The organism is Leifsonia sp. 2MCAF36, assembly GCF_052115525.1.
Lineage (GTDB): Bacteria > Actinomycetota > Actinomycetes > Actinomycetales > Microbacteriaceae > Leifsonia.
This window is the reverse complement of sequence record NZ_JBFRGV010000008.1, coordinates 23,094-44,075: the sequence shown is the minus strand read 5'-3', so window position 1 is coordinate 44,075 and position 20,982 is coordinate 23,094. Positions and strand designations below refer to the sequence as shown.

Annotated in this window: 20 protein-coding genes; 12 read left to right on the top strand and 8 right to left on the bottom strand. The window is 69.5% G+C overall.

Annotated features, from left to right (window positions below):
- Nucleotides 1-133: 133 nt before the first annotated feature.
- From AB4079_RS13180 to AB4079_RS13170, 3 genes are all read right to left on the bottom strand, one after another.
- Nucleotides 134-1,312, bottom strand: a complete 1,179-nt coding sequence (locus AB4079_RS13180) for a MalY/PatB family protein (RefSeq protein WP_441787761.1) — start codon at nt 1,310-1,312, stop codon at nt 134-136.
- 209 nt (nt 1,313-1,521) lie between these two features.
- Nucleotides 1,522-2,136: a dihydrofolate reductase family protein gene (locus tag AB4079_RS13175; protein WP_441787760.1), complete on the bottom strand. Its 615-nt coding sequence runs from the start codon at nt 2,134-2,136 to the stop codon at nt 1,522-1,524.
- Nucleotides 2,137-2,286: 150 nt separating this feature from the next.
- Entirely contained in the window at nt 2,287-2,706 is a 420-nt protein-coding gene (locus AB4079_RS13170; protein ID WP_441787759.1) for a hypothetical protein, read from the bottom strand.
- A gap of 120 nt (nt 2,707-2,826) precedes the next feature.
- Here AB4079_RS13170 and AB4079_RS13165 point away from each other — a divergent pair, with 120 nt between their 5' ends.
- Nucleotides 2,827-3,321, top strand: a complete 495-nt coding sequence (locus AB4079_RS13165; RefSeq protein ID WP_441787758.1) for a hypothetical protein — start codon at nt 2,827-2,829, stop codon at nt 3,319-3,321.
- 34 nt (nt 3,322-3,355) lie between these two features.
- Here the strand turns inward: AB4079_RS13165 and AB4079_RS13160 are convergent, their stop codons facing one another.
- The 3 genes from AB4079_RS13160 to AB4079_RS13150 form a co-directional block, all read right to left on the bottom strand.
- Nucleotides 3,356-4,186 carry a hypothetical protein gene (locus AB4079_RS13160; protein ID WP_441787757.1) on the bottom strand — a complete coding sequence of 277 codons (831 nt, stop codon included), beginning with the start codon at nt 4,184-4,186 and terminating at the stop codon, nt 3,356-3,358.
- Nucleotides 4,183-5,094, bottom strand: a complete 912-nt coding sequence (locus AB4079_RS13155) for an ATP-binding cassette domain-containing protein (protein WP_441787756.1) — start codon at nt 5,092-5,094, stop codon at nt 4,183-4,185. The genes AB4079_RS13160 and AB4079_RS13155 overlap by 4 nt, the downstream gene beginning before the upstream one ends.
- Before the next feature lie 165 nt (nt 5,095-5,259).
- On the bottom strand, nt 5,260-5,499 hold the full coding sequence (locus AB4079_RS13150) for a DUF4190 domain-containing protein (protein WP_441787755.1): 240 nt from the start codon (nt 5,497-5,499) through the stop codon (nt 5,260-5,262).
- Nucleotides 5,500-5,956: 457 nt separating this feature from the next.
- Between AB4079_RS13150 and mgrA the strand changes: the two genes are divergently transcribed.
- Nucleotides 5,957-6,994 (top strand): L-glyceraldehyde 3-phosphate reductase, encoded by a 1,038-nt coding sequence (gene mgrA, locus AB4079_RS13145; protein ID WP_441787754.1) that lies wholly within the window; start codon nt 5,957-5,959, stop codon nt 6,992-6,994.
- Nucleotides 6,995-7,100: 106 nt separating this feature from the next.
- On the top strand, nt 7,101-8,663 hold the full coding sequence (locus AB4079_RS13140) for a glycosyltransferase family 39 protein (RefSeq protein ID WP_441787753.1): 1,563 nt from the start codon (nt 7,101-7,103) through the stop codon (nt 8,661-8,663).
- A 20-nt stretch (nt 8,664-8,683) separates the two neighbouring features.
- Here the strand turns inward: AB4079_RS13140 and AB4079_RS13135 are convergent, their stop codons facing one another.
- Nucleotides 8,684-9,403, bottom strand: coding sequence for an SOS response-associated peptidase (locus tag AB4079_RS13135; protein ID WP_441787752.1), 720 nt, complete (start codon nt 9,401-9,403; stop codon nt 8,684-8,686).
- 391 nt (nt 9,404-9,794) lie between these two features.
- On the opposite strand from AB4079_RS13135, the gene AB4079_RS13130 reads away from it, so the two are divergent.
- The 9 genes from AB4079_RS13130 to wecC all read left to right on the top strand — a co-directional run bounded on the left by AB4079_RS13130 (nt 9,795) and on the right by wecC (nt 19,735).
- A complete protein-coding gene (locus AB4079_RS13130) occupies nt 9,795-11,336 on the top strand; it encodes a sugar transferase (RefSeq protein WP_441787751.1) in 1,542 nt (513 codons plus the stop codon).
- A gap of 48 nt (nt 11,337-11,384) precedes the next feature.
- A complete protein-coding gene (locus AB4079_RS13125; protein WP_441787750.1) occupies nt 11,385-12,023 on the top strand; it encodes an acyltransferase in 639 nt (212 codons plus the stop codon).
- Nucleotides 12,020-12,670, top strand: a complete 651-nt coding sequence (locus AB4079_RS13120) for a hypothetical protein (protein ID WP_441787749.1) — start codon at nt 12,020-12,022, stop codon at nt 12,668-12,670. The genes AB4079_RS13125 and AB4079_RS13120 overlap by 4 nt, the downstream gene beginning before the upstream one ends.
- 11 nt (nt 12,671-12,681) lie before the next feature.
- The gene (locus AB4079_RS13115) at nt 12,682-14,016 is read left to right on the top strand and encodes an MFS transporter (protein WP_441787748.1); all 1,335 of its coding nucleotides are present in this window, start codon (nt 12,682-12,684) and stop codon (nt 14,014-14,016) included.
- Entirely contained in the window at nt 14,013-15,026 is a 1,014-nt protein-coding gene (locus AB4079_RS13110; protein ID WP_441787747.1) for a hypothetical protein, read from the top strand. Before AB4079_RS13115 ends, AB4079_RS13110 begins: the two co-directional genes overlap by 4 nt.
- Nucleotide 15,027: 1 nt before the next feature.
- Entirely contained in the window at nt 15,028-16,230 is a 1,203-nt protein-coding gene (gene lhgO / locus AB4079_RS13105) for an L-2-hydroxyglutarate oxidase (protein ID WP_441787746.1), read from the top strand.
- 199 nt (nt 16,231-16,429) lie between these two features.
- Entirely contained in the window at nt 16,430-17,680 is a 1,251-nt protein-coding gene (locus AB4079_RS13100) for a hypothetical protein (protein WP_441787745.1), read from the top strand.
- Nucleotides 17,677-18,486 carry a WecB/TagA/CpsF family glycosyltransferase gene (locus tag AB4079_RS13095; protein WP_441787744.1) on the top strand — a complete coding sequence of 270 codons (810 nt, stop codon included), beginning with the start codon at nt 17,677-17,679 and terminating at the stop codon, nt 18,484-18,486. The genes AB4079_RS13100 and AB4079_RS13095 overlap by 4 nt, the downstream gene beginning before the upstream one ends.
- Complete coding sequence (wecC, locus tag AB4079_RS13090; RefSeq protein ID WP_441787743.1) at nt 18,479-19,735, top strand: UDP-N-acetyl-D-mannosamine dehydrogenase; 1,257 nt, start codon at nt 18,479-18,481, stop codon at nt 19,733-19,735. The genes AB4079_RS13095 and wecC overlap by 8 nt, the downstream gene beginning before the upstream one ends.
- Nucleotides 19,736-19,742: 7 nt before the next feature.
- Here the strand turns inward: wecC and wecB are convergent, their stop codons facing one another.
- Nucleotides 19,743-20,900 carry a non-hydrolyzing UDP-N-acetylglucosamine 2-epimerase gene (wecB, locus tag AB4079_RS13085; RefSeq protein ID WP_441787742.1) on the bottom strand — a complete coding sequence of 386 codons (1,158 nt, stop codon included), beginning with the start codon at nt 20,898-20,900 and terminating at the stop codon, nt 19,743-19,745.
- Between the last annotated feature and the right edge of the window lie 82 nt (nt 20,901-20,982).

Genomic DNA, 20,982 nt, shown 5'->3' with positions numbered 1-20,982 from the left:
GTCGGAGATCTGCCCCTTCTGTCGGAGTTCCCGGCGATCGGCCGCCGGAATCTCCTTCCGGCCGCGGCCCGTCGGAGATTTCGGCCCAGTGCTCCGACCGAACCTGGACGGGAATCGGTACCGGTTCCGGAGATCAGCCGGCGAGCACCGCTTCCGAGCGGTCCGATGCGACGGTCGCCGCTATGCGCCGCACCGCCTCGACGACCGTCGACGGGTTGCAGGCGAGGTTGATGCGGGCGAACCCCCGGCCGGGATCGCCGAACGGCAGCCCCGAGTTGAGGGCGACGCGTCCCTCGTCGATGAGAACACGGGCCGGGTCGTCGCCCAGGCCGGCGTCGCGGAAGTCGAGCCAGACCAGGTAACCGGCTTCCGGCCGGACGGCGCGGACGGAGGGCACGTGGGCCGCCAGCTCCGCCTCCAGCAGCCGGTAGTTGGAGACCAGCAGCTCGACGAGTTCGTCGCGCCAGGCCACGCAGGAGAGCGCAGCGACGTTGGCGTGCAGACCGAGAATGCTCGTCCGTGCGGCGAGCTCCTCCGGCAGGGCGGTGAGAAGCCGGGCGGACCAGTCGTCGGCGGCGACGACGACCGCACACTTGAGGCCCGCGAGGTTCCAGGCCTTGCTGGCCGACGTGACGGTCACCGATCGCGCACCCGCGGCCCGCGCGATCGGGGCGAACGGTGTGAAGACGGCTCCGGGATGGGTGAGCGGCGCGTGCACCTCGTCGCTGACCACGAACACGCCGAACCGCGCGGCGAGCACAGCGAGCGCCTCCAGGGTGTCGCGGCTGTGACATCGGCCGGTCGGGTTCTGCGGGTTGCACAGCAGCAGCGCGTCGGCTCCCGCGGCGAACGCCGCCTCGATTCCGGCCAGGTCGAGCGACCAGTCCTCTTCCTCCAGCAGCGGGACCGTGACGGCCACCGCATCCGCCTCGTCCACCATCTCGAAGAACGGCGGGTAGACCGGCGGCGTCAGGACGACGCGTCCACCGACCTCGGGCAGCGCCAGCCGCAGCGCCTCCACCACACCGACGGTGACGTCGGTCGCGAGGTGCACGGTCGCCGGGTCGACGTCCCAACCCCACTCGCGGGCGGCGAAGGCGGCGAACGCCGGGGCGAGCGGACCGGCCGAGTCGAGGTAGCCGGTGTCCGAGTGACGCAGAGTCTCGGCGACGCGGTCCAGGATGGTCGGCTCGACATCGAAGTCCATCTCGGCGACGAAGACCGGCAGCACGTCCGCGGGGTAGCGGCGCCACTTGATGCTCGACCTGGTCGCGAACAGCTGCTCCAGGGAACGTGCCGGTCCGAAGCTCATCTGGACACTGTGGCGTAGTGCGGGAGCGGATGCGACCCCGGCCGTCAAAAAGCGTAGTGAAAGGCAACGGAGCGAAGAACGCCGGTGTCGCCCATGGGCGCCCTTCCGCATCCGCGGTCGAGCACGAAGTACCGGTTCGCCGCGACGATGCGGTCGACGGCGGAACGGTCTGGCATGGATCTCACCCTCTCGTTCCGTCTCGCGCCCGGTCAGTGGATGTCGTAGGTGAGGTGCGTCGCCGCGGGGGTGACCACCACCGAGCGCTGGTGCAGGGTGCGCGGTGGAGCGCCGACGAACAGGGGAGTGCCCGACCCGAGCAGCACCGGCGCCAGGTGCAGGGTGAGCGAGTCGACGAGGCCGGCCGCGACCGCCGAGCGGACCAGTGCGCCGCCGCCCATCAGAACAGCGTCGAGCTCACGCCCGCTCGCCGCGGATGCAGCCTCCGCCCGCTCCCGAGCGGCAGCCACGGCATCCGAGAGCCCCGTCGTGACGAACGTCCAGTCCAGCCCGGTCAGGCGGAACGACTCCGGCGCCGCGCTGGTCACCACCACGAAGGACGGCTTGCCCACCTCCTCGGCGCCGTAGCCGACCTCGTCGCTCCACCCGTCCGGGCCGTCGATGATGTCGAACAGGCGGCGACCGAGCACCACCGCGCCCGACCGCGCGGTGCCCTCCTGGAGCAACCTCCGCTCGTCCGGGTCGTCGGAGAACGCCCAGGCGTGCAGGGCCATTCCACCGTCGCCCATTCCGTTGCCAAGCCCGACATTCGGGCCGGTGACGAAGCCGTCGAGGGAGACCGAGATGTCGGCGATGACCTGGGTCATGATGTGCTCCTTTGTCGCATATCGCTTATTAAACCGTTTGGTTGAATACACGGTACGACCGGATGCGAGCGCACGTCAAGACCCGGTTGCGCAGAGCGGCGCGCTACCGGTCCGGCGTCGACCGAAAAGGGCCGAGCGCTGGGTCCGGCCTCAGGAGGCGAGGGCGACCTCGCGGAACCGGATGACCGACGAGTCGGCACCCTGGCCCGCGCGGTCGTACGCAGCGCGGATCGGGTCCACGACACGGCCGTTCGGCAGCACGACCTCGAGTCCCGCGTCGTCCGGTGCGGCGCGGCGTCGCGCGACCACGTTCCAGCGGCCACCATCCGTCCGGACCAGGATTTCGCCGATCAGGCAGCCCAGGCTCTGCAGAGTGAACTCGTCGCCGACGAAGCCGTCCTCGGAACCGAGGTCGGTGAACAGGCGCTCGACGTAGTCCAGGTCTGCGGCCACGTAGGTGACGGTGTGCCCGTAGATGTCGCGGATCCCGACCGCCATGGCGCCGGCCAGCAACGAGCCGGCGGCGGGGTCGGGCCGCCGACGGCTCGTCGCGTGAGGGAACCGGAACATGCCGCACACGGTACGCCTCCGCGCTCGGCGACTGCGCGCCCCAGTTCGAGTGCCCCCGTAGCGGGTCACTTCGTCGTCGCTATGCTGGGGGCCGACGACGGGGGGCGTATGCGCACGCGGATGCGGAAAAACGGGGCAGTGATCGCGGTCGGGATGGCGGCTGTGCTGATGGCGGCGTTGGGGACGACACTGACAGGATGCGCGGGCAGCGAGCCCGACGCCATCGCGGCGACCTCCGCAGCGACCGCCTCCCCGACGCCGATCCCATCCGGCACGCCCTACGACCTGAGCGTGCAGCGCACCTTCATCCTGAGCGACGGTTCGACGGCACCCGGCTGTGTGCAGGTGTCGGTCGTGCCGGACCCGCAGACCGACGACGGCACCAGCGCGGACCGTATCAAGCGGGCGCGCGCCCTCATCCTGAGCCGCAATTGGGACGCCGAGCCGGTCTCCCTCGACGAGCTGAGCGCGGATGAGCGACAGCACGAGAAGGATCGGGGGGAGACCGAAGGCGAAATGCTCGCCGGGGTGCTTTCCGACCACATCAGCAAGGCGGTCACCGATGCGAAACTGATGGGCACCGGCGTCTCCCTTCGCGGTCACGTCGGCTGCTGACAGCCCGGAAGCGCGGACACCCACGACACGGCGCTCAGACGTCGCGGACGCGCACCGCGATGGCTCCGACGACGAACGCCACCGCGGCCCAGCAGATCATCACGATCAGGCTCTGCCACTGCGTGAGGTCGCCGTTCGGCAGGCCGACGGTTCCGTTGGCCGCGTTGCTCAACAGGTAGGCCTGGGCCTTCCTGACCACGTCCGACTTCAGAGCGAACGCGATGAGCTGCCCGACCAAGGTCAGGACGAACAGTGCGCCGACTCCGAGCGAGATGGCCCCGGCCGAAACGCGAATCAGGCAGCCGAGGCCGAGCCCGAAGACCGCCGTGAGTGCGATCACGGCACCGGTCCCCAGCACTGACCACAGGAGCGGCGACAGGTCGCCGAAGGTGATCGACGCCCCGCGACCGACCAGGATCGGCAAGGCCGCGGCCCACGCGATCAACGCGTTGATGACACCCAGCCCGAAGCCGGCCGCTCCGACGACCAGAGCTTTTCCCACCACGAGCGGAAGCCGGGAGGGGACCGCCGCGAATGACGTGCGGACCATTCCCGTTGCGAACTCCGACGTGATGGCGAGAGTGCCCAGAACGACGATGATCAACTGCTGGAAGAGCACGCTGACACCGGCCGGGGTGACGCCGAGAAGGAGCCCCGCGTCACCGTGGGCCGCGGCGATGTCCTCTGCCCCCACATTCAGCGCCATCACCGTGGCCAACAGGAGCGTGAGCGGAATCGCGGCGGCGACGACCCACCACGTGGAGCGCAGGGTCCGTAGCTTCAGCCACTCCGAGGCGAGGACACCCCCGAAACTGATTCCACTGCGCCCGAGCTGCGTCGTGTCGTCGGACAGCGTCGCGGTCATCGCGCCACCCCCGTCCGGTACTCGATATCGTCGGCGGTGAGCTCGAGGTAGGCCTCTTCGAGCGAAGCGCGCACGGGCACCAGTTCGTAGAGAGGGATACCTGCGGTTGCGGCCGCCTCTCCCACGATCTCCGGGGCGACGCCGCTGATCTCGACCGTGTCGGGCCTGACTTCGGTGACGGAGACATCGGGCGACACCAGAATGGCCGTCAGCGCCCGCACCCGCGGGCTGCGCACCCGGACGACGTCGCCGGACGCACGCGCCACGAGGTCGCCGATCGGCGAATCGGCGAGCACGCGCCCGCGGCCGAGCACGATCACATGGTCGGCGGTCTGCGCCATCTCGGTCATCAGGTGGGACGACAGGAACACGGTCCTCCCCTCCGCCGCCAGGGATCGCGTGAACTCGCGAACCCAGCGCACGCCGTCGGGGTCGAGTCCGTTCACCGGCTCGTCGAGGATGAGCACCCCAGGGTCGCCGAGCATCGCGGTGGCGATGCCTAGGCGCTGTCCCATTCCGAGCGAGAATCCGCCGACGCGCTTGTCGGCGACGGAGCCGAGGCCCGCCATCTCGATCACCTCGTCCACACGACGACGCGGGATGCGGTTGGTGGCCGCGAGCGCCCGCAGGTGCTGCCGGGCACTCCGGCCCGGGTGCGCCGCCTTGGCGTCGAGCAGGGCACCGACGCTGCGCAGGGGAGCGTGGAGTTCGGCGTAACGCTTGCCGCCGACGAGGGCAGTCCCGCCGTCCGGGCGGTCGAATCCCATGATCATGCGCATGGTGGTGGACTTGCCCGCCCCGTTCGGGCCGAGGAAGCCGGTCACCCGACCTGGCTCGATCACGGCAGAGACCTCGTTCACCGCCAGACGCTCTCCGTAGCGTTTCGACAGTCGTTCCAGGGTGATCACGCGGATTCCTTCTTTCTCGGGCGAAGTCGGCACAAGGTGCCTCGTCACTACAGACGCACGAAGAACCGAATGATGACGCGCGTTCCCGCAATCCGTGGTGTCCCGAAACACCGGACGACCCCCTCGCAGTGCGCGACGGGGCCGTCCCTGTTGTGCGTGCGGAGCTCAGTCCCAGCTGAAGACGATCCAGTGCCAGACCGTGAACTGCAGGATCCAGCTCACGGTGACGATGAGGCCGAGAGCGATGGCCCACTTCGCGAGCCCCGAGCCGCGCTCGCCCGATGCGGCGACCTTCGGCAGCGCCAGAACCCCCAGGATCAGACCGAGGATGGGGATGAAGAAGGACAGGACGAACGCAACGACGGCGGTCGTGTTGAAACGTGCGGTGCTTGTGGAGGTCGACATCAGAAGGCGCCCTTCTCGCCGTTGACGGTGTTGCCGATGCCGACGATGTCCGGCGTCTTGGTGATGGATCGCATCATGAAGGGTGTACTCGTTTCGTTCACTGTGCGACGGGCCGGATGCCCCACTGACGGTATCTGCGGTCGGGCAGCGGAATGCGTGCTTACCGACGTCGCTGATATTGAAGACGTGGTTTCACCCGGATCGTGACGCGGCTAAACACAGAAAACGCATGTTTGCAAGGGTCGGGCACTGGCATTGACGGCTGCGCCCGGACGCGGTCTTATAGAACCATGATTGCTCTCATCGTGATTCTGCTGGTGATCTGGGCTGTGCTCGCCATCCTCGGCTTCGCCATCAAGGGACTGCTGTGGCTGGCGCCCTCGGGCACGCCGCCGCTTCCGTTTCGCACCGTCCCGCCCGGTTGGACATCACCGCGGACACGGACGAATGTGGAGTCATGGCTTACGTTGCGAACCCCTCCCGCTATGACGACATGCTCTACCGCCGCACCGGGCGCAGTGGTCTCGACCTTCCCGCCCTCTCGCTCGGCCTGTGGCACAACTTCGGTGACGACCGCCCGTTCGAGACGCAGCGCGCGATCGTCCGCCGCGCGTTCGATCTCGGCATCACCCACTTCGACCTGGCCAACAACTACGGGCCGCCGTACGGCTCGGCCGAGGTGAACTTCGGGCGCATTCTGAAAGAAGACCTCCTCCCCTACCGCGACGAACTGATCGTCTCGAGCAAGGCCGGCTGGGACATGTGGCCCGGACCCTACGGGCAGGGCGGCGGCAGCCGCAAGTACGTCCTGGCGAGCCTCGACCAGTCGCTGAAGCGCCTCGGGCTCGACTACGTCGACATCTTCTACTCGCACCGGCCCGACCCGACCACGCCGCTCGAGGAGACCATGCAGGCACTCGACACCGCCGTCCGTTCTGGAAAGGCGCTCTATGTCGGCATCTCGTCCTACGGGCCGGAGGATGCACGGCGCGCCGCCGAGATCCTGCACGACCTCGGCACGCCCCTCCTGATCCACCAGCCGTCGTATTCGATGCTGAACCGCTGGATCGAAGAGGAGGGGCTGCTCGACATCGTGGCCGAACTCGGCGTCGGGGTGATCGGCTTCACCGCCCTGGCACAGGGCATGCTGACCGACAAATACCTGAACGGCATCCCCGAGGGCTCGCGCGCCCGAGCGGGCGACTCGTTCGACGCCGACTGGCTCACCGACGACGCCGTGGACCGGCTGCGCGCGCTCAACGGGCTCGCCCAGCGACGCGGCCAGTCGCTCGCTCAGATGGCGTTGGCCTGGGCGTTGCGGGATGAGCGCGTCACCTCGCTCGTCATCGGCGCCAGCCGGGTCGAGCAACTCGAGCAGAACGTCGGCGCACTTGCCAACCTCGAGTTCAGCGCGGAGGAGCTCGCCGCGATCGACGAGCACGCGGTCGACGCCGGCGTCGACCTCTGGGCCGGCGCACGGCGCGGGGAGCTCTGAATGTTCACACCTCCGTCGCCGCTCTGACGCCTGTATTGTCATGCGCCGCCCAGGGTTGCCTGGTTGTCTGGTCGGTGTTCCCGTCCGACGCTTAAGAAGCTGAGATATGACCGTCCTCGTCGAACCGGACATCCGGGCGGGCCACCCGCTTCGAGCGGTGCGGCCCTGGACGATCGCGCTCGTTTTCGGGATCATCGCCACTGTGCTGTGCGCGGCGGCGAGTTGGATCCCCTCCCTGTGGGGCGACGAGGCGGCGACGCTGCTCTCCGCCAAGCGCCCGGTCGGCAGTCTGCTGAGCATGCTGACGCATGTGGACGCGGTGCACGGTCTCTACTACCTCGTCATGCACGGCTGGATCCGGGTGGCGGGCGAGAGCCCCTTCGCGCTCCGGCTGCCGAGCGCGCTGGCGGTCGGCGCCGCGGTCGCGGCGGTCACCCTGCTCGCGGGGCGCCGCGGCGGCCCGCGCGCCGCGGTGATCGCGGGTGTCGTCGCGGCCGTGCTGCCCCGGCTGACCTATGCCGGCGAGGAGGCACGGTCCTACGCCTTCACCGCGGCGGCCGCCGCCTGGCTCACCCTCCTTCTGCTTTGGTTGGTCGACGGCGGTGGCGGGCGGCTCTCCCCGGCGGCTCGGCGGGCCGCCTGGGTTGCATACGGGGTGGGGATGGCGGTGGCGTCGTACCTCTTTCTCTACTTCGCGACCCTGCTCGTCGCGCACGGTGTCATCCTGCTGGCGACCCGTGCATCCCGGGCCACTCTGCGCGCCTGGGCGCTGTGCGCGGCAGGCGCCGCGGTCGCGGTGTTGCCGCTGGCGGTGCTCGCTTTCCTGGAGCGCAACCAGATCAGCTACCTGAGCGCAACGCCGGACGATCCGGCGATCTGGTACTACTTCCTCTGGTTCGGGATGCCCTGGGTTGCCATCCCCGCGTGGGGGCTCATCGTTTGCGCGCTGTGGCCTGCCTGGCAACGATGGCGTCAGCGCGCCTCGCGGCCCGTCCTGCCGGGACCGCGGGCCGCATCCACCCGACTCGTCGCCGCCAGCTGGCTGTTCCTGCCGACCGGGCTGATGCTGCTGGTGAACCTCCTGTATCCGATGTACACCGGCCGGTATTCGACCTTCGCAGCCCCGGCGGCCGCTCTGCTGATCACCGAGGGCCTGTTCGTTCTCGGCCGCCGGCTCGGTCGGGATGCGGGACGCGCCGCGACCGCGACCGTTGCGGCGACCGCCGTCTTCGTCGCGCTCTGCGCGCCGGTCTACGTGCTGCAGCGCGGACCGTTTGCGAAGAACGACAGCGACTGGGCGGAGATCAGTGCCGCCATGGCCGCCAACGCCAAGCCCGGCGACGCGGTCGTGTTCGACGAGTCGGCGAAGCCCTCGCAGCGTCCACGTCTGGCCATGCGCACATACCCGGAGGGTTTCCGCGGGCTGCGGGATGTGACCCTCCGGACCCCCTACTACCGCAACGACTCGTGGGCCGACCGCGCGTATTCGGTGACTCAGGCCGCTGCACGCGGGCGCTTCGACGGCGTCGAGCGGGTGTGGGTGGTCGAGGTCGAGATCGATGGCGAGCAGGACATATCCGGACTACCCGAACTGCAGGCGATCGGGTTCGGTGAGCGGGGGCGCACCATCACCGACCACCGGAGCGTCATCATCGAGCTGACGCGCTGAGACCGCCGGCGCACTGACCGTCAGGCCGCATCCACCGGCTGGATCAGTTGCGGCCCGTCGTCGCTCGTCTTGAAGGGCGCCACCTGGTCGAAGCGCAGCGTCTCGGCCTCCGCGACACCGGCGCGCACCGCTTCGTCGACCAGCGCCTGGTCTCCGACGATGGACGGGTCGATCCAGTGCTGCCACATGTCCTCCGGCAGGATCACGGGGTTGCGGTCGTGGATGTCGGCAAGAGTCTGCACGGCATCGGAGGTGAGGATGGTGGCCGTCAGCACCCAGCGGTCCGGATCGTCTTCCGCCTTGCTCTTGTCGCGCCACCACGAGTAGAGCCCGGCGAAGCCCATCAGCCGGCCCTCGGGGTAGCGGATGAAGTACGGCGTCTTGCTGCCCTTCGGCCCCTGCCACTCGTAGTAGCCGCGCGCCAGGACGATCGCACGATGGGACTGGACCGGCTTCCGCCAGGTGGATTTGCCGGCGATCTCCTCCGCTCGCGCGTTGAAGGTCGGGAACTTCGGCTTCAGGGTGTCCGACCACGACGGCACGAGGGACCAGTGCGCCCGCTCGAACCGCAGCTCCCGGGTCTTGGCGGAGTCGATCAGCACCGGGATGTCGTCCGTCGGAGCGATGTTGAAGTCGGCCTCCCAGTCGGCGCGCCATTCTTCGGGCCGCCGACCCGTGGCCTCCACGAACTCGGTGATCTCGGCGTTGACCTTGTCGTCCATCGCGAACCTGCCGCACATGCTCACAGCATAGGCGCGAGGTACGACACGACCGGGTGGAGCGACCGCGCCCACCCCCCTTTCGGGGTATTGGGAGAAGGGGAAAATGATGTAATCTCAGTTCTGTCGATAGATGAGAAACGATCACTTTTAGTTTCCTGGTCTCATCCGAGCGTTTCCCGTCTGCGACATCCCGAAGAAACCCTGTCAACCCGAAACAGGTAGGTCTCGTGAACGAGTGCGCGCAGCGTCAGCCGACGGTCCGGAAACGGACCGCCGAGACGCGTGCAGGGCTTAACGCCCGGCGCTCCGCCGCGAGCACCCCCACGGTCGGAACCGGCGGCGGCAAAGCCATTCGAGACCATGGCTTTCCCCCAGCTGCCGCCGGTTCTCCCGTCCTCTCACTCAGGCGGTGGACGCTGTGACCGTCATCCGGCCCCGCCCGCTCGGCCACGGCCTCCGGCACCGCCCGTTCAGCGAGCCGGCACCCCTCCCCGCCAGCGTCTCGCCTCAGGCGCCCCGCTACCACTCGTCGGAACACACCTGGGCCCGCCGCTACCGCACCCGCCTCATCGTGACCGACAGCCTGATCGTCGTCGGATCGGTCATCGCCGCGTTCATCCTGCGCTTCGGACTCGACGACGTGGTGACCAGTGTGGCCGGCTTCCCGATCGCCTACGCCGAGATCAGCGCCGTGATCGCGGCGACCTGGCTCATCGCCCTCGCCGCGTACCACACGCGGGATTCGCGCGTCGTCGGTGTCGGGCTCACCGAGTACCGCCGACTCGTCAGCGCGAGCGTGATCACCTTCGGCACCCTCGCCATCGCCTTCCTCGTCACCAAGGTCGACGTCGCGCGCGGCTACTTCGTGCTGGCGCTCCCGCTCGGCGCGGCCGCCCTGCTGAGCAGCCGCTGGCTGTGGCGGCAGTGGCTGCTCAAGCAGCGCCGCTACAACCACTACCTCTCGCGGGCGCTGGTCGTCGGCGACCGCGGCGACGTGGAGTACGTCGTCCGGCAGATCCAGCAGAAGTCGGGCGCCGCCTACAACGTCGTGGGCGCGGCGATCGACGAACAGGCCGGGAAGCTGCGGCTCGGCGACAAACTCGTCCCGGTGGTCTGCGGTCTCGACGGCGTGACCGAGGCCGCCGGTGACCTCCGTGTCGACACGGTGATCCTCGCCAGCCAGCCCCGCGAGGGCGGCGCCTACACCCGCAACCTCGGGTGGGCTCTGGAGGGCACGGCCACCGACCTCGTGCTCGCCTCGCGGCTCACCGACGTGGCCGGGCCGCGCATCCACTTCCGTCCGGTCGAGGGCCTTCCGCTCATCCACGTCGAGATCCCGCAGTTCGAGGGCGGCAAGCACGTGCTCAAGCGGCTCTTCGACATCGCCGCCTCCGGCACCGCACTGCTGCTCCTGCTGCCGCTGATGCTGGTCGTCGGACTCGCGGTTCGGCTCGACTCCACCGGCCCGGCTCTGTTCTTCCAGGACCGCGTCGGCCGCAACGGGTCCACGTTCCGGATGCTGAAGTTCCGGTCGATGGTGCAGGATGCTGAGTTGCGCCTCGCCCGGCTCACGGCCCAGAACGAGGGCGCCGGCGTCCTCTTCAAGATGAAGGACGACCCGCGGGTGACCCGGATCGGCCGCATCCTCCGCAAGTTCTCGATCGACGAGCTGCCGCAGCTGTGGAACGTGCTCGTCGGCGACATGAGCCTCGTCGGCCCCCGACCGCCACTGCGGCGCGAAGTCGACGACTACGAGACGCACGTGCACCGCCGCCTCTACATCCGCCCGGGTCTCACCGGAATGTGGCAGGTGAACGGCCGCTCCGACCTCTCCTGGGACGAGAGCGTGCGACTCGATCTGTACTACGTGGAGAACTGGTCGCTCACCGGGGACATCGTGATCCTCTGGCGCACCCTGCGGGTGCTCATCCATCCCTCCGGCGCCTACTGAGGCCCGCCGGCCCGACATGACACAGACGACGACCTGGGGGCGACGCGAGTGAACGAAACAGCAGAGAAGACGGCAACGATAGCGCCGTCGGCCGACGTGGACGACCGCGCCACCATCGGCGTCGGCGCCCGCATCTGGCACCTGGCCCAGGTGCGCGAGGATGCCGTGGTCGGTGCGGGAAGCATCCTGGGCCGCGGCGCCTACGTCGGTCCTGGCGTGGTGCTCGGCGAGAACTGCAAGGTGCAGAACCACGCGCTGCTCTACGAGCCGGCCGTGCTCGAGGACGGCGTGTTCGTCGGACCGGCCGTGGTCTTCACCAACGACGTCTGGCCACGCGCCATCAACCCCGACGGCTCCCTCAAGGACGCGCACGATTGGACGGCCGTCGGCGTGACGGTGCGGCACGGAGCGTCGATCGGCGCACGCTCGGTGTGCATCGCCCCGGTCACGATCGGCCGGTGGGCGCTGGTCGCCGCCGGTTCGGTCGTCACGAAGGATGTGCCCGACTTCGCCCTGGTCGCGGGTGTGCCCGCGCGGCGCCTGGGCTGGGTGAGCGAAGCGGGCATCCGACTGGAGGACGCCGGGGACGGGCTGCTCCGCTGCCCCGCCACCGGCGCCCTGTACTGGGAAGAAGATGGGGCGCTCGTGCCGATCGGCGCCCGAGCGGACGGAGCACCGGCATCATGATCACGAAGCGCACCTGGCTGATGGCGACCGGAGTCGCCGCGGCCGTCCTGCTCATCGTCGGCGCGACGGTTCTGAACCGGATTCCCGGTCCGGAACCTGCGCCCGCCGCCGATCGCGCCACGACGTCGCCTACCGCATCGGCAGCGCCCGTGCCGACACACAGCCCGGACGCTCAGTCGCCAGAGCCCGCTACGACGGCGCCGCCGCAGAGCAAGCGCTTCACGACCGAGGTGATCCCCGGAGAGGGCGGCGCTCCGCTGCTGACACCCGCGAAGGCTGCCCCGGACCCGGTGAGCAAGCCGCTTCCGGCGTCCGCCAGCGCGAAGGGGAAGCTGGTCAGCGGCTATCCCGAGTCCGTGATTCCACCCGCCCCTGGATCGAAGATCGCAACAAGCGCGATCGCGACGCAGGGTGAGCGCTTGCAGGCGAGCCTGACGGCGACGACGACGCTCTCCGTCGCCGACCTGCTCGCCTACTACCGCACCAGCCTCGCAAAATACGGCATGTACGACGTTCCCGCCCCGGCGTCGAGCGGTGCGATCGCGTTCACCTTTCAACGCGGTGACAACGTCGTGACGCTGACAAGCCGAGCGGCCGGCGGGAGCAATTCCTACATCCTCTACGGCGCCTTCACGGCGAAGAGCTGAAAGGCGCACCGATGTACCTCTCTTTCTCCGACCGTGGCAAGACCGCGGTGGACGCGCCTGCCGCGGCGGATGCGACCGCCACGCTCGATGCGACCAGCGAGGACGCGCCGACGGGCACGACCCGCCGGAACGTCTCCCGGGTTTCCTCCGTCGTCATCGGGCTCGGCATTACCAGCATGTTCACCGACATCTCCTCCGAGTCGGTCGCCGCGATCCTGCCCCTCTACATCACCGGGGTGCTCGGCCTCTCCACCGTCGCCTACGGCTTCATCGACGGCATCTACCAGGGCATCAGCGCCATCGTCCGCATCGCCGGGGGCTGGGCCGCCGACCGTGGCGACCAGCCGAAGTGGATCGCCTTCTTCGGCTACGGCGTCTCCGCCATCGCGAGGATCGGCCTGCTGTTCGCCACCGGCTTCGCAGCCCTCACCGCCATCGTGGCGATCGACCGGCTCGGCAAGGGCGTCCGCACCGCGCCCCGGGATGCGCTCATCACCGCATCCTCGACACCGGAGACGCTCGGCCGGTCCTTCGGCGTGCACCGGATGCTCGACACGATCGGTGCGGCCATCGGCCCGCTGCTCGCCTTCTTCGTCTTGTTCCTCATCCCCAACGGCTACGGCACCGTCTTCGTGATCTCGCTCGCCTGCGCATTCGTCGGCGTCCTGGTCCTCGGACTCCTGGTGCCGAACAAGCGCCCGCGCGCCGATCGCGCGGCGACCGAGCACACGACTCGGACACCATTCCGCTGGCGTCAGCTGAACAACCCCCGGCTGCGTCGCGTCCTTCTGGTGTCCGGTCTGTTCGGCCTGCTCACGATCGGCGACGGGTTCATCTACCTCGTGCTGCAGGCGCGGAGCTCGTTCGCGGCCGAGTGGTTCCCCCTCCTCTATGTCGGCACCAACGTCGCCTTCCTGGCCCTGGCCGTGCCGTTCGGCAGGCTGTCCGACCGGTTCGGGCGGGCGCGGGTCTTCGTGCTCGGGCACATCGCCCTGCTCGCCGCGTACGTGTGCGCGGCGATCCCGGTCGCCGGCGCTGCGGTCACCGTCGCGTGCCTGGTCCTGCTCGGTGTCTTCTATGCGGCGACCGATGGGATCCTCGCGGCGCTCGCCGCGGAGAGCACGCCGCCCGCCAGCAGGGCCAGCGGGATCGCGGCGGCGCAGACCGTCGTCGCCCTCTCCCGGCTGATCGCGTCGGTCGGATTCGGGGTGCTGTGGTTCGCGGTCGGCCGCGAGCCGGCCATGTTCATCGTGTCGATCGCCTTGGCGGTCGCGATCCCGCTGGTCGCTTTCCTGCTGCGGGGCCTGTTCACGGCCGCGAAGCCGTCCGTGAAGACGGCCGCATGACCCCCCGCGTCCGCGCCTGGCTCGCCGGCGGGCTGACAGTGGTGCTGCTCGGCGGCGCCGCCGTGTACGGAGTGCTGTCCTTCGTCGACTACCAGAAGCGCTCCAATGCTCCCAGCCAGGTCGAGACCGTCGACCAGAGCACGCGCGCGACCGGAGCACGCATCGTCTTCCGCAACACCGCATCCGGCGCCGGCTACGGGATGGTCGCCTCCGTCCCGCTGAACGATCCGGCGGGTGCGCGTACGGTCACCCGCGAGGCGTGCGATCGCGTCTACGCGACCGCCGACGACCAGATGTGCTTGCACACCGACCGCGGGGTCGTCACCACCTTCCAGGCGACGCTGACGGATGCGAAGGGCGAGACGCTGAAGTCGTGGCCGCTGCCCGGCATCCCCAGCCGCACCCGCATCTCGGCCGACTCCAAGCTGGTGGCGCAGACGTCGTTCATCACCGGGGAGTCGTACGCAGCAGTGGGCTTCTCCACGCAGACGACGATCTCCAGCACGTCCGGCACGGACTACGGCAACCTCGAGGACTTCGCCTTCCTGGTGGACGGCCAGCGGGTCACCGCGGCCGACAAGAACTTCTGGGGCGTGACGTTCGCCTCGGACGACAACACCTTCTATGCGACCGGGGCGAGCGGCGGCAAGACCTGGCTGGTCAAGGGCGACCTGGCCGGGCGCACGCTCACCGCGGTGCACCAGACCGCGGAGTGCCCGTCGCTCTCCCCGGACGGCACGAAGGTCGCCTACAAGAAGAACGTCTCGACCGGACCGACGCCGTACTGGACCCTCGCCGTGTTCGACCTGGCCACCGGGACGGAGACCATGCTGCCCGTCTCGGACAACGTCGACGATCAGGCGCTGTGGCTGGACGACAGCACGCTGCTCTTCGGTCTCGCCGACGCGCGGGTCGTCGGGGACAGCAACGTCTGGTCGATCCCGATCGACGGCTCCGCGAAGCCGACCCTCTTCCTCCGTCACGCCTGGTCGCCTTCGGTGGTGCGCTGACATGGCGGACGAGACGGTCGCCATCGTGGGCGGCGGAATCCTCGGACTGGCCGTCGCCGAGCACCTCAGCCGGCACGGCGCCCGGGTGACCCTGCTGGAGAAGGAGGCCGGCTGGGCCGCGCACCAGACCGGCCACAACTCCGGGGTCGTGCACGCCGGCCCGTACTACGCGCCGGGCTCCTTGAAGGCGCGGATGTGCACCGCGGGCAACCGCTCGATGATCGCGTTCGCCCGCGAGCACGGCATCCCGCACGCGGTGCCGGGCAAGCTGATCGTCGCGACCGATCAACGCCAGCTATCGCGGCTGGAAGCGCTCGCGGCGCGAGCGCAGGCGAACGGCGTGCCATCTCGCCTCATCTCCGGCGAGGAGGCGCGGGAGTACGAGCCGGCCGTCGCCGCCGTCCGGGCGTTGCGGGTCGAGACGACCGGGATCGTCGACTACCCCGCGGTGAGCCGGACGCTCGCGCGCCTGGCCGCCGACCGCGGCGCAATCCTGCTGAACGACGCGCGGGTCGAGGGAATCGAGCACACCGGCGGCGGAGTGCGCGTGACGCACTCGCGCGGCGAGGTGCAGAGCGACATCCTCATCAACTGCGCCGGGCTGCAGGCCGACCGGATCGCCTCTCTGGCCGGGCTTCGGCCGGAGGTGCGGATCGTGCCCTTCCGTGGCGAGTACTACGAGCTCGTCCCGGAGCGCCGTGAACTGGTCCGCGGCCTGGTCTACCCGGTGCCCGATCCGGAGTTGCCGTTCCTCGGCGTCCACCTGACCCGGATGATCGACGGGACGGTGCATGCCGGCCCGAACGCGGTGCTGGCTCTAGCCCGCGAAGGGTACTCGTGGTCCCGGTTCGACCTGCACGACACGGTGGATGCGCTCAGCTATCCGGGATTCCTCCGCATGGCACGGCGAAACGTCCGGACCGGCTACGACGAGATCGTGCGCTCCTTCTCGAAGCGGCGCTTCGCGCGCGACCTCGCCGTGCTCGTCCCGGCGATCGGGCCGGAGGACATCGTGCGCGCGGGCGCCGGGGTCCGGGCGCAGGCGCTGCGCCGTGACGGCTCGCTGGCGGACGACTTCGTCATCCAGTCGGCGCCCGGGCAGGTGCACGTGCTGAACGCACCGTCCCCTGCCGCCACCAGCTCGCTGGAGATCGCTGCGCACATCGCGGCGCAGGCGGGCTTCGGCGCGCGCGCAACGCGCTGAATGTCCCCATTCCGCATAGTTGAGGATTATTCACCCTCGTTTTGGGGGCCTCATCTCGGGCCCGTTCCGGTAGCGTAGTCCTTGTAATGAGCATTCTTCACTTACCCTGGTGGACTTGCTCGAGGCGCGCAGGTCTCCGCGCTCGGTACTCGCGCCTTGCGTCCCATCCGTTGTCACCCGACCAACAGGGAGAGCACCAGTGAGCACCACAGCAGCGCGTTCCGAGAAGAAGACGCGGACGCGCCACCAGAACCCCGAGAACCGCCCGCGCAGCCATCCCACGCCGACACTGCGCGTGCGCGAGTACACCGACCTGGCCCTCGACGGCCTGCCTGCGTCGTTCATCAGCGACACGCTCGAATTCAGCCAAACCGTGCGCCACACCGAGGACGGCCCGACGGACCGCCTCACCCGCGAGGGCCACAACCTGCGCTACGCGGCGATCGTCGCCCTCGGACTCGCGACGGTCGCCGAGGAGACCCAGCGGGTGGTGCTGCGAGGCAGCACCGCACGCGACATCACCGAAGCCGCGGTCGTCCGCGCCGCCGGCACGCGCGACCCCGGAGCCGTGGCACTCGTCGCCTGGGCGGCCGCCGAGGTCACCGGAACTCCCGACGAGCGGCTGCTGCACCGGCTCGCCCGCATCCTCGACTCCGGCGACCCGATCCCCACGGTCGTCGCTTCGTGGATGCTGACCGCGGCCATCGCCTCCCTCGCCGTCGACCACACGGTCGCCCACGCGAGCGACATCGCCCGCGTCGCCCGCGATCGACTGCTCACGGCTCAGGGTCCTCAAGGGATCTTCCCGCACGCGCTGCCCGCGAGCACGCTCGGCCGGTTGCGGGCGCACGTCGGCTGCTTCGCGGATCAGGTGTACCCGATCCAGGCGCTGGCCCGGCTGGCCGCCTTCACCACCGACCCGGAGGCGCTGTACGCCGCCAACCTGTGCGCCGCGCGCATCTGCGAACTGCAGGGCGAGGCGGGCCAGTGGTGGTGGCACTACGACGCGCGTGACGGCTCGGTCGTCGAGAAGTACCCGGTCTACAGCGTCCACCAGCACGCCATGGCGCCGATGGCCCTGCTCGACCTGGCGAACTCCGGCGGCGACGACCACCGCGACGCGATCTTCCTCGGGCTCGACTGGCTGCAGACGCACCCCGAGGTCGACGAGGAGCTGGTCGCCGAGGAGCACAGCATGATCTGGCGTAAGGCCGGACGCCGGGAGCCCGCGAAGGCGGCGCGCAAACTGGCGGCGGTCACCACTGCCATCCACCCGGGCTGGCACCTGCCGGGCATCGATCTGATCTTCCCCGCCAACCGGGTGGACCGCGAGTGCCGGCCCTACGAGCTCGGCTGGCTGCTCTACGCGTGGCGCGGTGCCGAAGGCGTTGCGGCCATCGAGGCCGCCACGGATGACGACGGCGCAGCCGACGAGGCGGACGCATCATGACCGGCAACGGACAGCCGCTGTACGGCCTGGAGGTCGACCCGCTCACCATGGCGGAGGTGGTGGATGAGGCCCAGCGGGCGATCTCGGCCCGCCGCCGGTTCCTCATCGGGGTGGTCAACGCGGCGAAGATCGTCAACATGCGGCACGACGAGCTGCTGCGGGACTCGCTGCTGGAAGCGGACGTGCTGCTGGCGGACGGCCAGGCCGTCGTGTGGGCCAGCCGCCTGCTGGGCCACCCGCTCCCGGAGCGCGTCGCCGGCATCGACCTCTTCGAGCACCTGCTCGAGGTGGCCGACCGCGACCACCTCGCGATCTACCTGCTGGGCGCGAAGCCGGAGGTGCTGAACACGCTCGTCGACCGCATCCGGGCCCGCTACCCCGGGCTGCGCATCACCGGCAGCCGGGACGGCTACTTCAGCGAGGACGACTCGGCGCAGGTCGCCGAAGAGATCGCCGCCAGCGGGGCCGACATGCTCTTCCTGGGCATCACCTCCCCGAAGAAGGAGATCTTCCTCGCGCAGTTCGGGCACACGCTCGGCGTGCCGCTCCTGCACGGGGTCGGCGGCTCCTTCGACGTCATGGCCGGCATCACCCGACGCGCGCCGGCCGCCTGGCAGCGCGCCGGCTTCGAGTGGGCGTACCGCCTGCTGCAGGAGCCCGGGCGGATGTGGAAGCGCTACCTCCCGTCGAACACCGCCTTCATCGCCTTGACGGCCCGCGAGCGGTTCCGTCCGACGCACACGTACCGCCTCTCGACGGCGACCGCCGCCGGGTCAGACACGACAAAGGAACTCCGACATGGATGAGCCGTTCAACGGCCGGGTCGCGATCATTGGTCTCGGCTACATCGGACTGCCCACCGCTGTAGCGCTCGCGACCAGGGGCATCGACGTCACCGGCGTCGACATCAATCAGAAGACGGTCGATTCGATCTCGCAGGGCCACGTGCCCTTCGTCGAACCGGACCTCGCGGTCGCCGTGAGCGGCGCGGTCAGCATGGGGCGGCTGACGGCGACCACCGAGGTGCCGGAGGCCGAGGCCTTCATCATCGCGGTCCCCACTCCGTTCCAGGACGACCACACCGCCGACCTGTCGTACATCGAGTCGGCGGCGGCCTCCATCGCTCCCCGGCTCAAGACGGGCGACCTGGTGGTACTGGAATCCACCTCTCCGCCCGGCACCACTGAGCAGGTCAGCCGCTGGCTGGCCGAGCGCCGGCCCGACCTGCACTTCCCGCACGACACGGACGGCCTGCCCGACATCTCGGTGGCGCACTGCCCGGAGCGCGTGCTGCCGGGCCGGATCATGATCGAGATCGTCACCAACGATCGGGTCATCGGAGGCGTCACCCGCCAGTGCGCGAACCTCGCCGCCTCGCTGTACCGGGTGTTCACGCAGGGCGCGATCCTCACCACGGACGCGGCGAGCGCCGAGATGGCGAAGCTGGTGGAGAACGCCTACCGCGACGTGAACATCGCGTTCGCGAACGAGCTCTCGCTCATCGGCGAGCGCCTCAAGCTGGACGTGTGGGAGATCATCCGGCTGGCGAACCGCCACCCGCGGGTGAACATCCTCTCGCCCGGCCCGGGCGTCGGCGGCCACTGCATCGCGGTGGACCCGTGGTTCATCGTCGGTGCAGCGCCGGACCTGGCGAAGCTGGTGCGCACGGCCCGCGAGGTCAACGACTCCAAGCCGCACCACGTGGCCGACCAGGTGATCGAGCGGGCCTCGCGCTTCCGCGACCCGACGGTCGCCTGCCTGGGGCTGACCTTCAAGGCCAACGTCGACGACATGCGCGAGAGCCCGGCCGTGGATGTGGTGGCCGCGATCGCGCAGCGCGACCCCGGCCTGGACATCCGCGTGGTGGAGCCCTTCACCAAGGAGCTGCCCCGGCGCCTGGCCGACGCCCCGAACATCCGCCTGCAGTCCGCGAGCGACGCGATCGACGAGGCGGACATCGTGGTGCTGCTGGTCGACCACGAGCAGTTCAAGACCATCCCGAAGACGCGGCTGGAAGGCCGTGTGGTGTTCGACACGCGTGGCGCGTGGCGCTGACGCGCGGTCAGACGGCCGGGATTCCGCCCGCGACGAATTCGTCCGGGCGGGGTCCCGCGCCGAAGAAGTGCTCGATCGCCGCCACGATGCGCTGCGACGCCCTCCCGTCGCCGTAAGGATTCACGGCGCGGGCCATCGTCTGGTAGGCGTGCGGATCGGTGAGGAGGGTCGTCGCCTCCGCGACGATCCGTTCCTCGCCGGTGCCGATGAGCCGGACGGTTCCGGCGGTGACCGCCTCCGGCCGTTCCGTGGTCTCTCGCAGAACCAGTACCGGTTTACCGAGGCTCGGCGCCTCCTCCTGGACTCCCCCGCTGTCCGTGATGACGAGGACGGCCGCTTCGAGAAGGAAGGCCATATCGACGTAGTCGACCGGTTCGGTGACCATCACGTTGCGCAGCCCGAGCAGCGGCGGGAGCAGCGCTTCCCGCACGGTCGGGTTCAGGTGGGCGGGCAGGACGAACATGAAGCCGGGGAAGGCGGCGGCCAGGCGGGCGATCGCTCGCGCGATCGCCTCCATGGGCGGCCCCCAGTTCTCGCGTCGGTGGCTGGTGACCAGGACGATGCGCGATTCCCGCCCCAGCGCCGACAGGCGGGGATCGGAGGGCGGCAGCGATCGGGAGGTGATGTCGAGCAGCGCGTCGATGACCGTGTTCCCTGTCACGTGGATGGCATCGGGACGCACCCCTTCCGCGAGCAGGTTGGCGCGCGAGGTCGGCGTCGGCGCCAGGTGAAGCGACGTCAGCGCCGTCGTCAGCTTTCGGTTCATCTCTTCGGGATACGGGTTGTACGAGTCGCCCGTTCGCAGCCCTGCCTCGACGTGGGCGACCGGGATCCGTGCGTAGAAGGCGGCGAGCGCGGCCGCGAAGACCGTGGTGGTGTCGCCCTGGACCACGAGCAGGTCCGGGCGCTCTATATCGAGTATCGGCTTCATACCGGTAACGATCGCCGAGGTGATTCCCGCGAGGTCGGGCCGGTCGCGCAGGATGTCGAGGTCGTATGCCGGGGCCACTCCGAAAAGCTGATTGACCTGGTCGAGCATGGTGCGGTGCTGACCCGTCGCCACGAGGACCGTCTCAAGATTCGCCGCGTTCTTCAAGGCGTCGATCACGGGGGCGAGTTTGATCGCCTCGGGCCGCGTCCCTTCGACCACCATCACCTTGGGCATTTCAGCGTCCCATCCACGTCGGTCAGAGTAAGGGGCCCTTCGGGCGCGATCCTGCGTCACGATTCGTGCGCTTCCGCTCGAA

Coding starts and splice junctions, on each gene's coding strand:
- AB4079_RS13175 (WP_441787760.1), bottom strand. CDS start 2,136: ATGACCCAGGTCATCGCCGACATCTCGGTCTCCCTCGACGGCTTCGTC.
- wecB (WP_441787742.1), bottom strand. CDS start 20,900: ATGCCCAAGGTGATGGTGGTCGAAGGGACGCGGCCCGAGGCGATCAAA.
- AB4079_RS13180 (WP_441787761.1), bottom strand. CDS start 1,312: ATGAGCTTCGGACCGGCACGTTCCCTGGAGCAGCTGTTCGCGACCAGG.
- AB4079_RS13150 (WP_441787755.1), bottom strand. CDS start 5,499: ATGTCGACCTCCACAAGCACCGCACGTTTCAACACGACCGCCGTCGTT.
- wecC (WP_441787743.1), top strand. CDS start 18,479: ATGGATGAGCCGTTCAACGGCCGGGTCGCGATCATTGGTCTCGGCTAC.
- mgrA (WP_441787754.1), top strand. CDS start 5,957: ATGGCTTACGTTGCGAACCCCTCCCGCTATGACGACATGCTCTACCGC.
- AB4079_RS13135 (WP_441787752.1), bottom strand. CDS start 9,403: ATGTGCGGCAGGTTCGCGATGGACGACAAGGTCAACGCCGAGATCACC.
- AB4079_RS13165 (WP_441787758.1), top strand. CDS start 2,827: ATGCGGAAAAACGGGGCAGTGATCGCGGTCGGGATGGCGGCTGTGCTG.
- AB4079_RS13140 (WP_441787753.1), top strand. CDS start 7,101: ATGACCGTCCTCGTCGAACCGGACATCCGGGCGGGCCACCCGCTTCGA.
- lhgO (WP_441787746.1), top strand. CDS start 15,028: ATGGCGGACGAGACGGTCGCCATCGTGGGCGGCGGAATCCTCGGACTG.
- AB4079_RS13170 (WP_441787759.1), bottom strand. CDS start 2,706: ATGTTCCGGTTCCCTCACGCGACGAGCCGTCGGCGGCCCGACCCCGCC.
- AB4079_RS13120 (WP_441787749.1), top strand. CDS start 12,020: ATGATCACGAAGCGCACCTGGCTGATGGCGACCGGAGTCGCCGCGGCC.
- AB4079_RS13110 (WP_441787747.1), top strand. CDS start 14,013: ATGACCCCCCGCGTCCGCGCCTGGCTCGCCGGCGGGCTGACAGTGGTG.
- AB4079_RS13115 (WP_441787748.1), top strand. CDS start 12,682: ATGTACCTCTCTTTCTCCGACCGTGGCAAGACCGCGGTGGACGCGCCT.
- AB4079_RS13095 (WP_441787744.1), top strand. CDS start 17,677: ATGACCGGCAACGGACAGCCGCTGTACGGCCTGGAGGTCGACCCGCTC.
- AB4079_RS13160 (WP_441787757.1), bottom strand. CDS start 4,186: ATGACCGCGACGCTGTCCGACGACACGACGCAGCTCGGGCGCAGTGGA.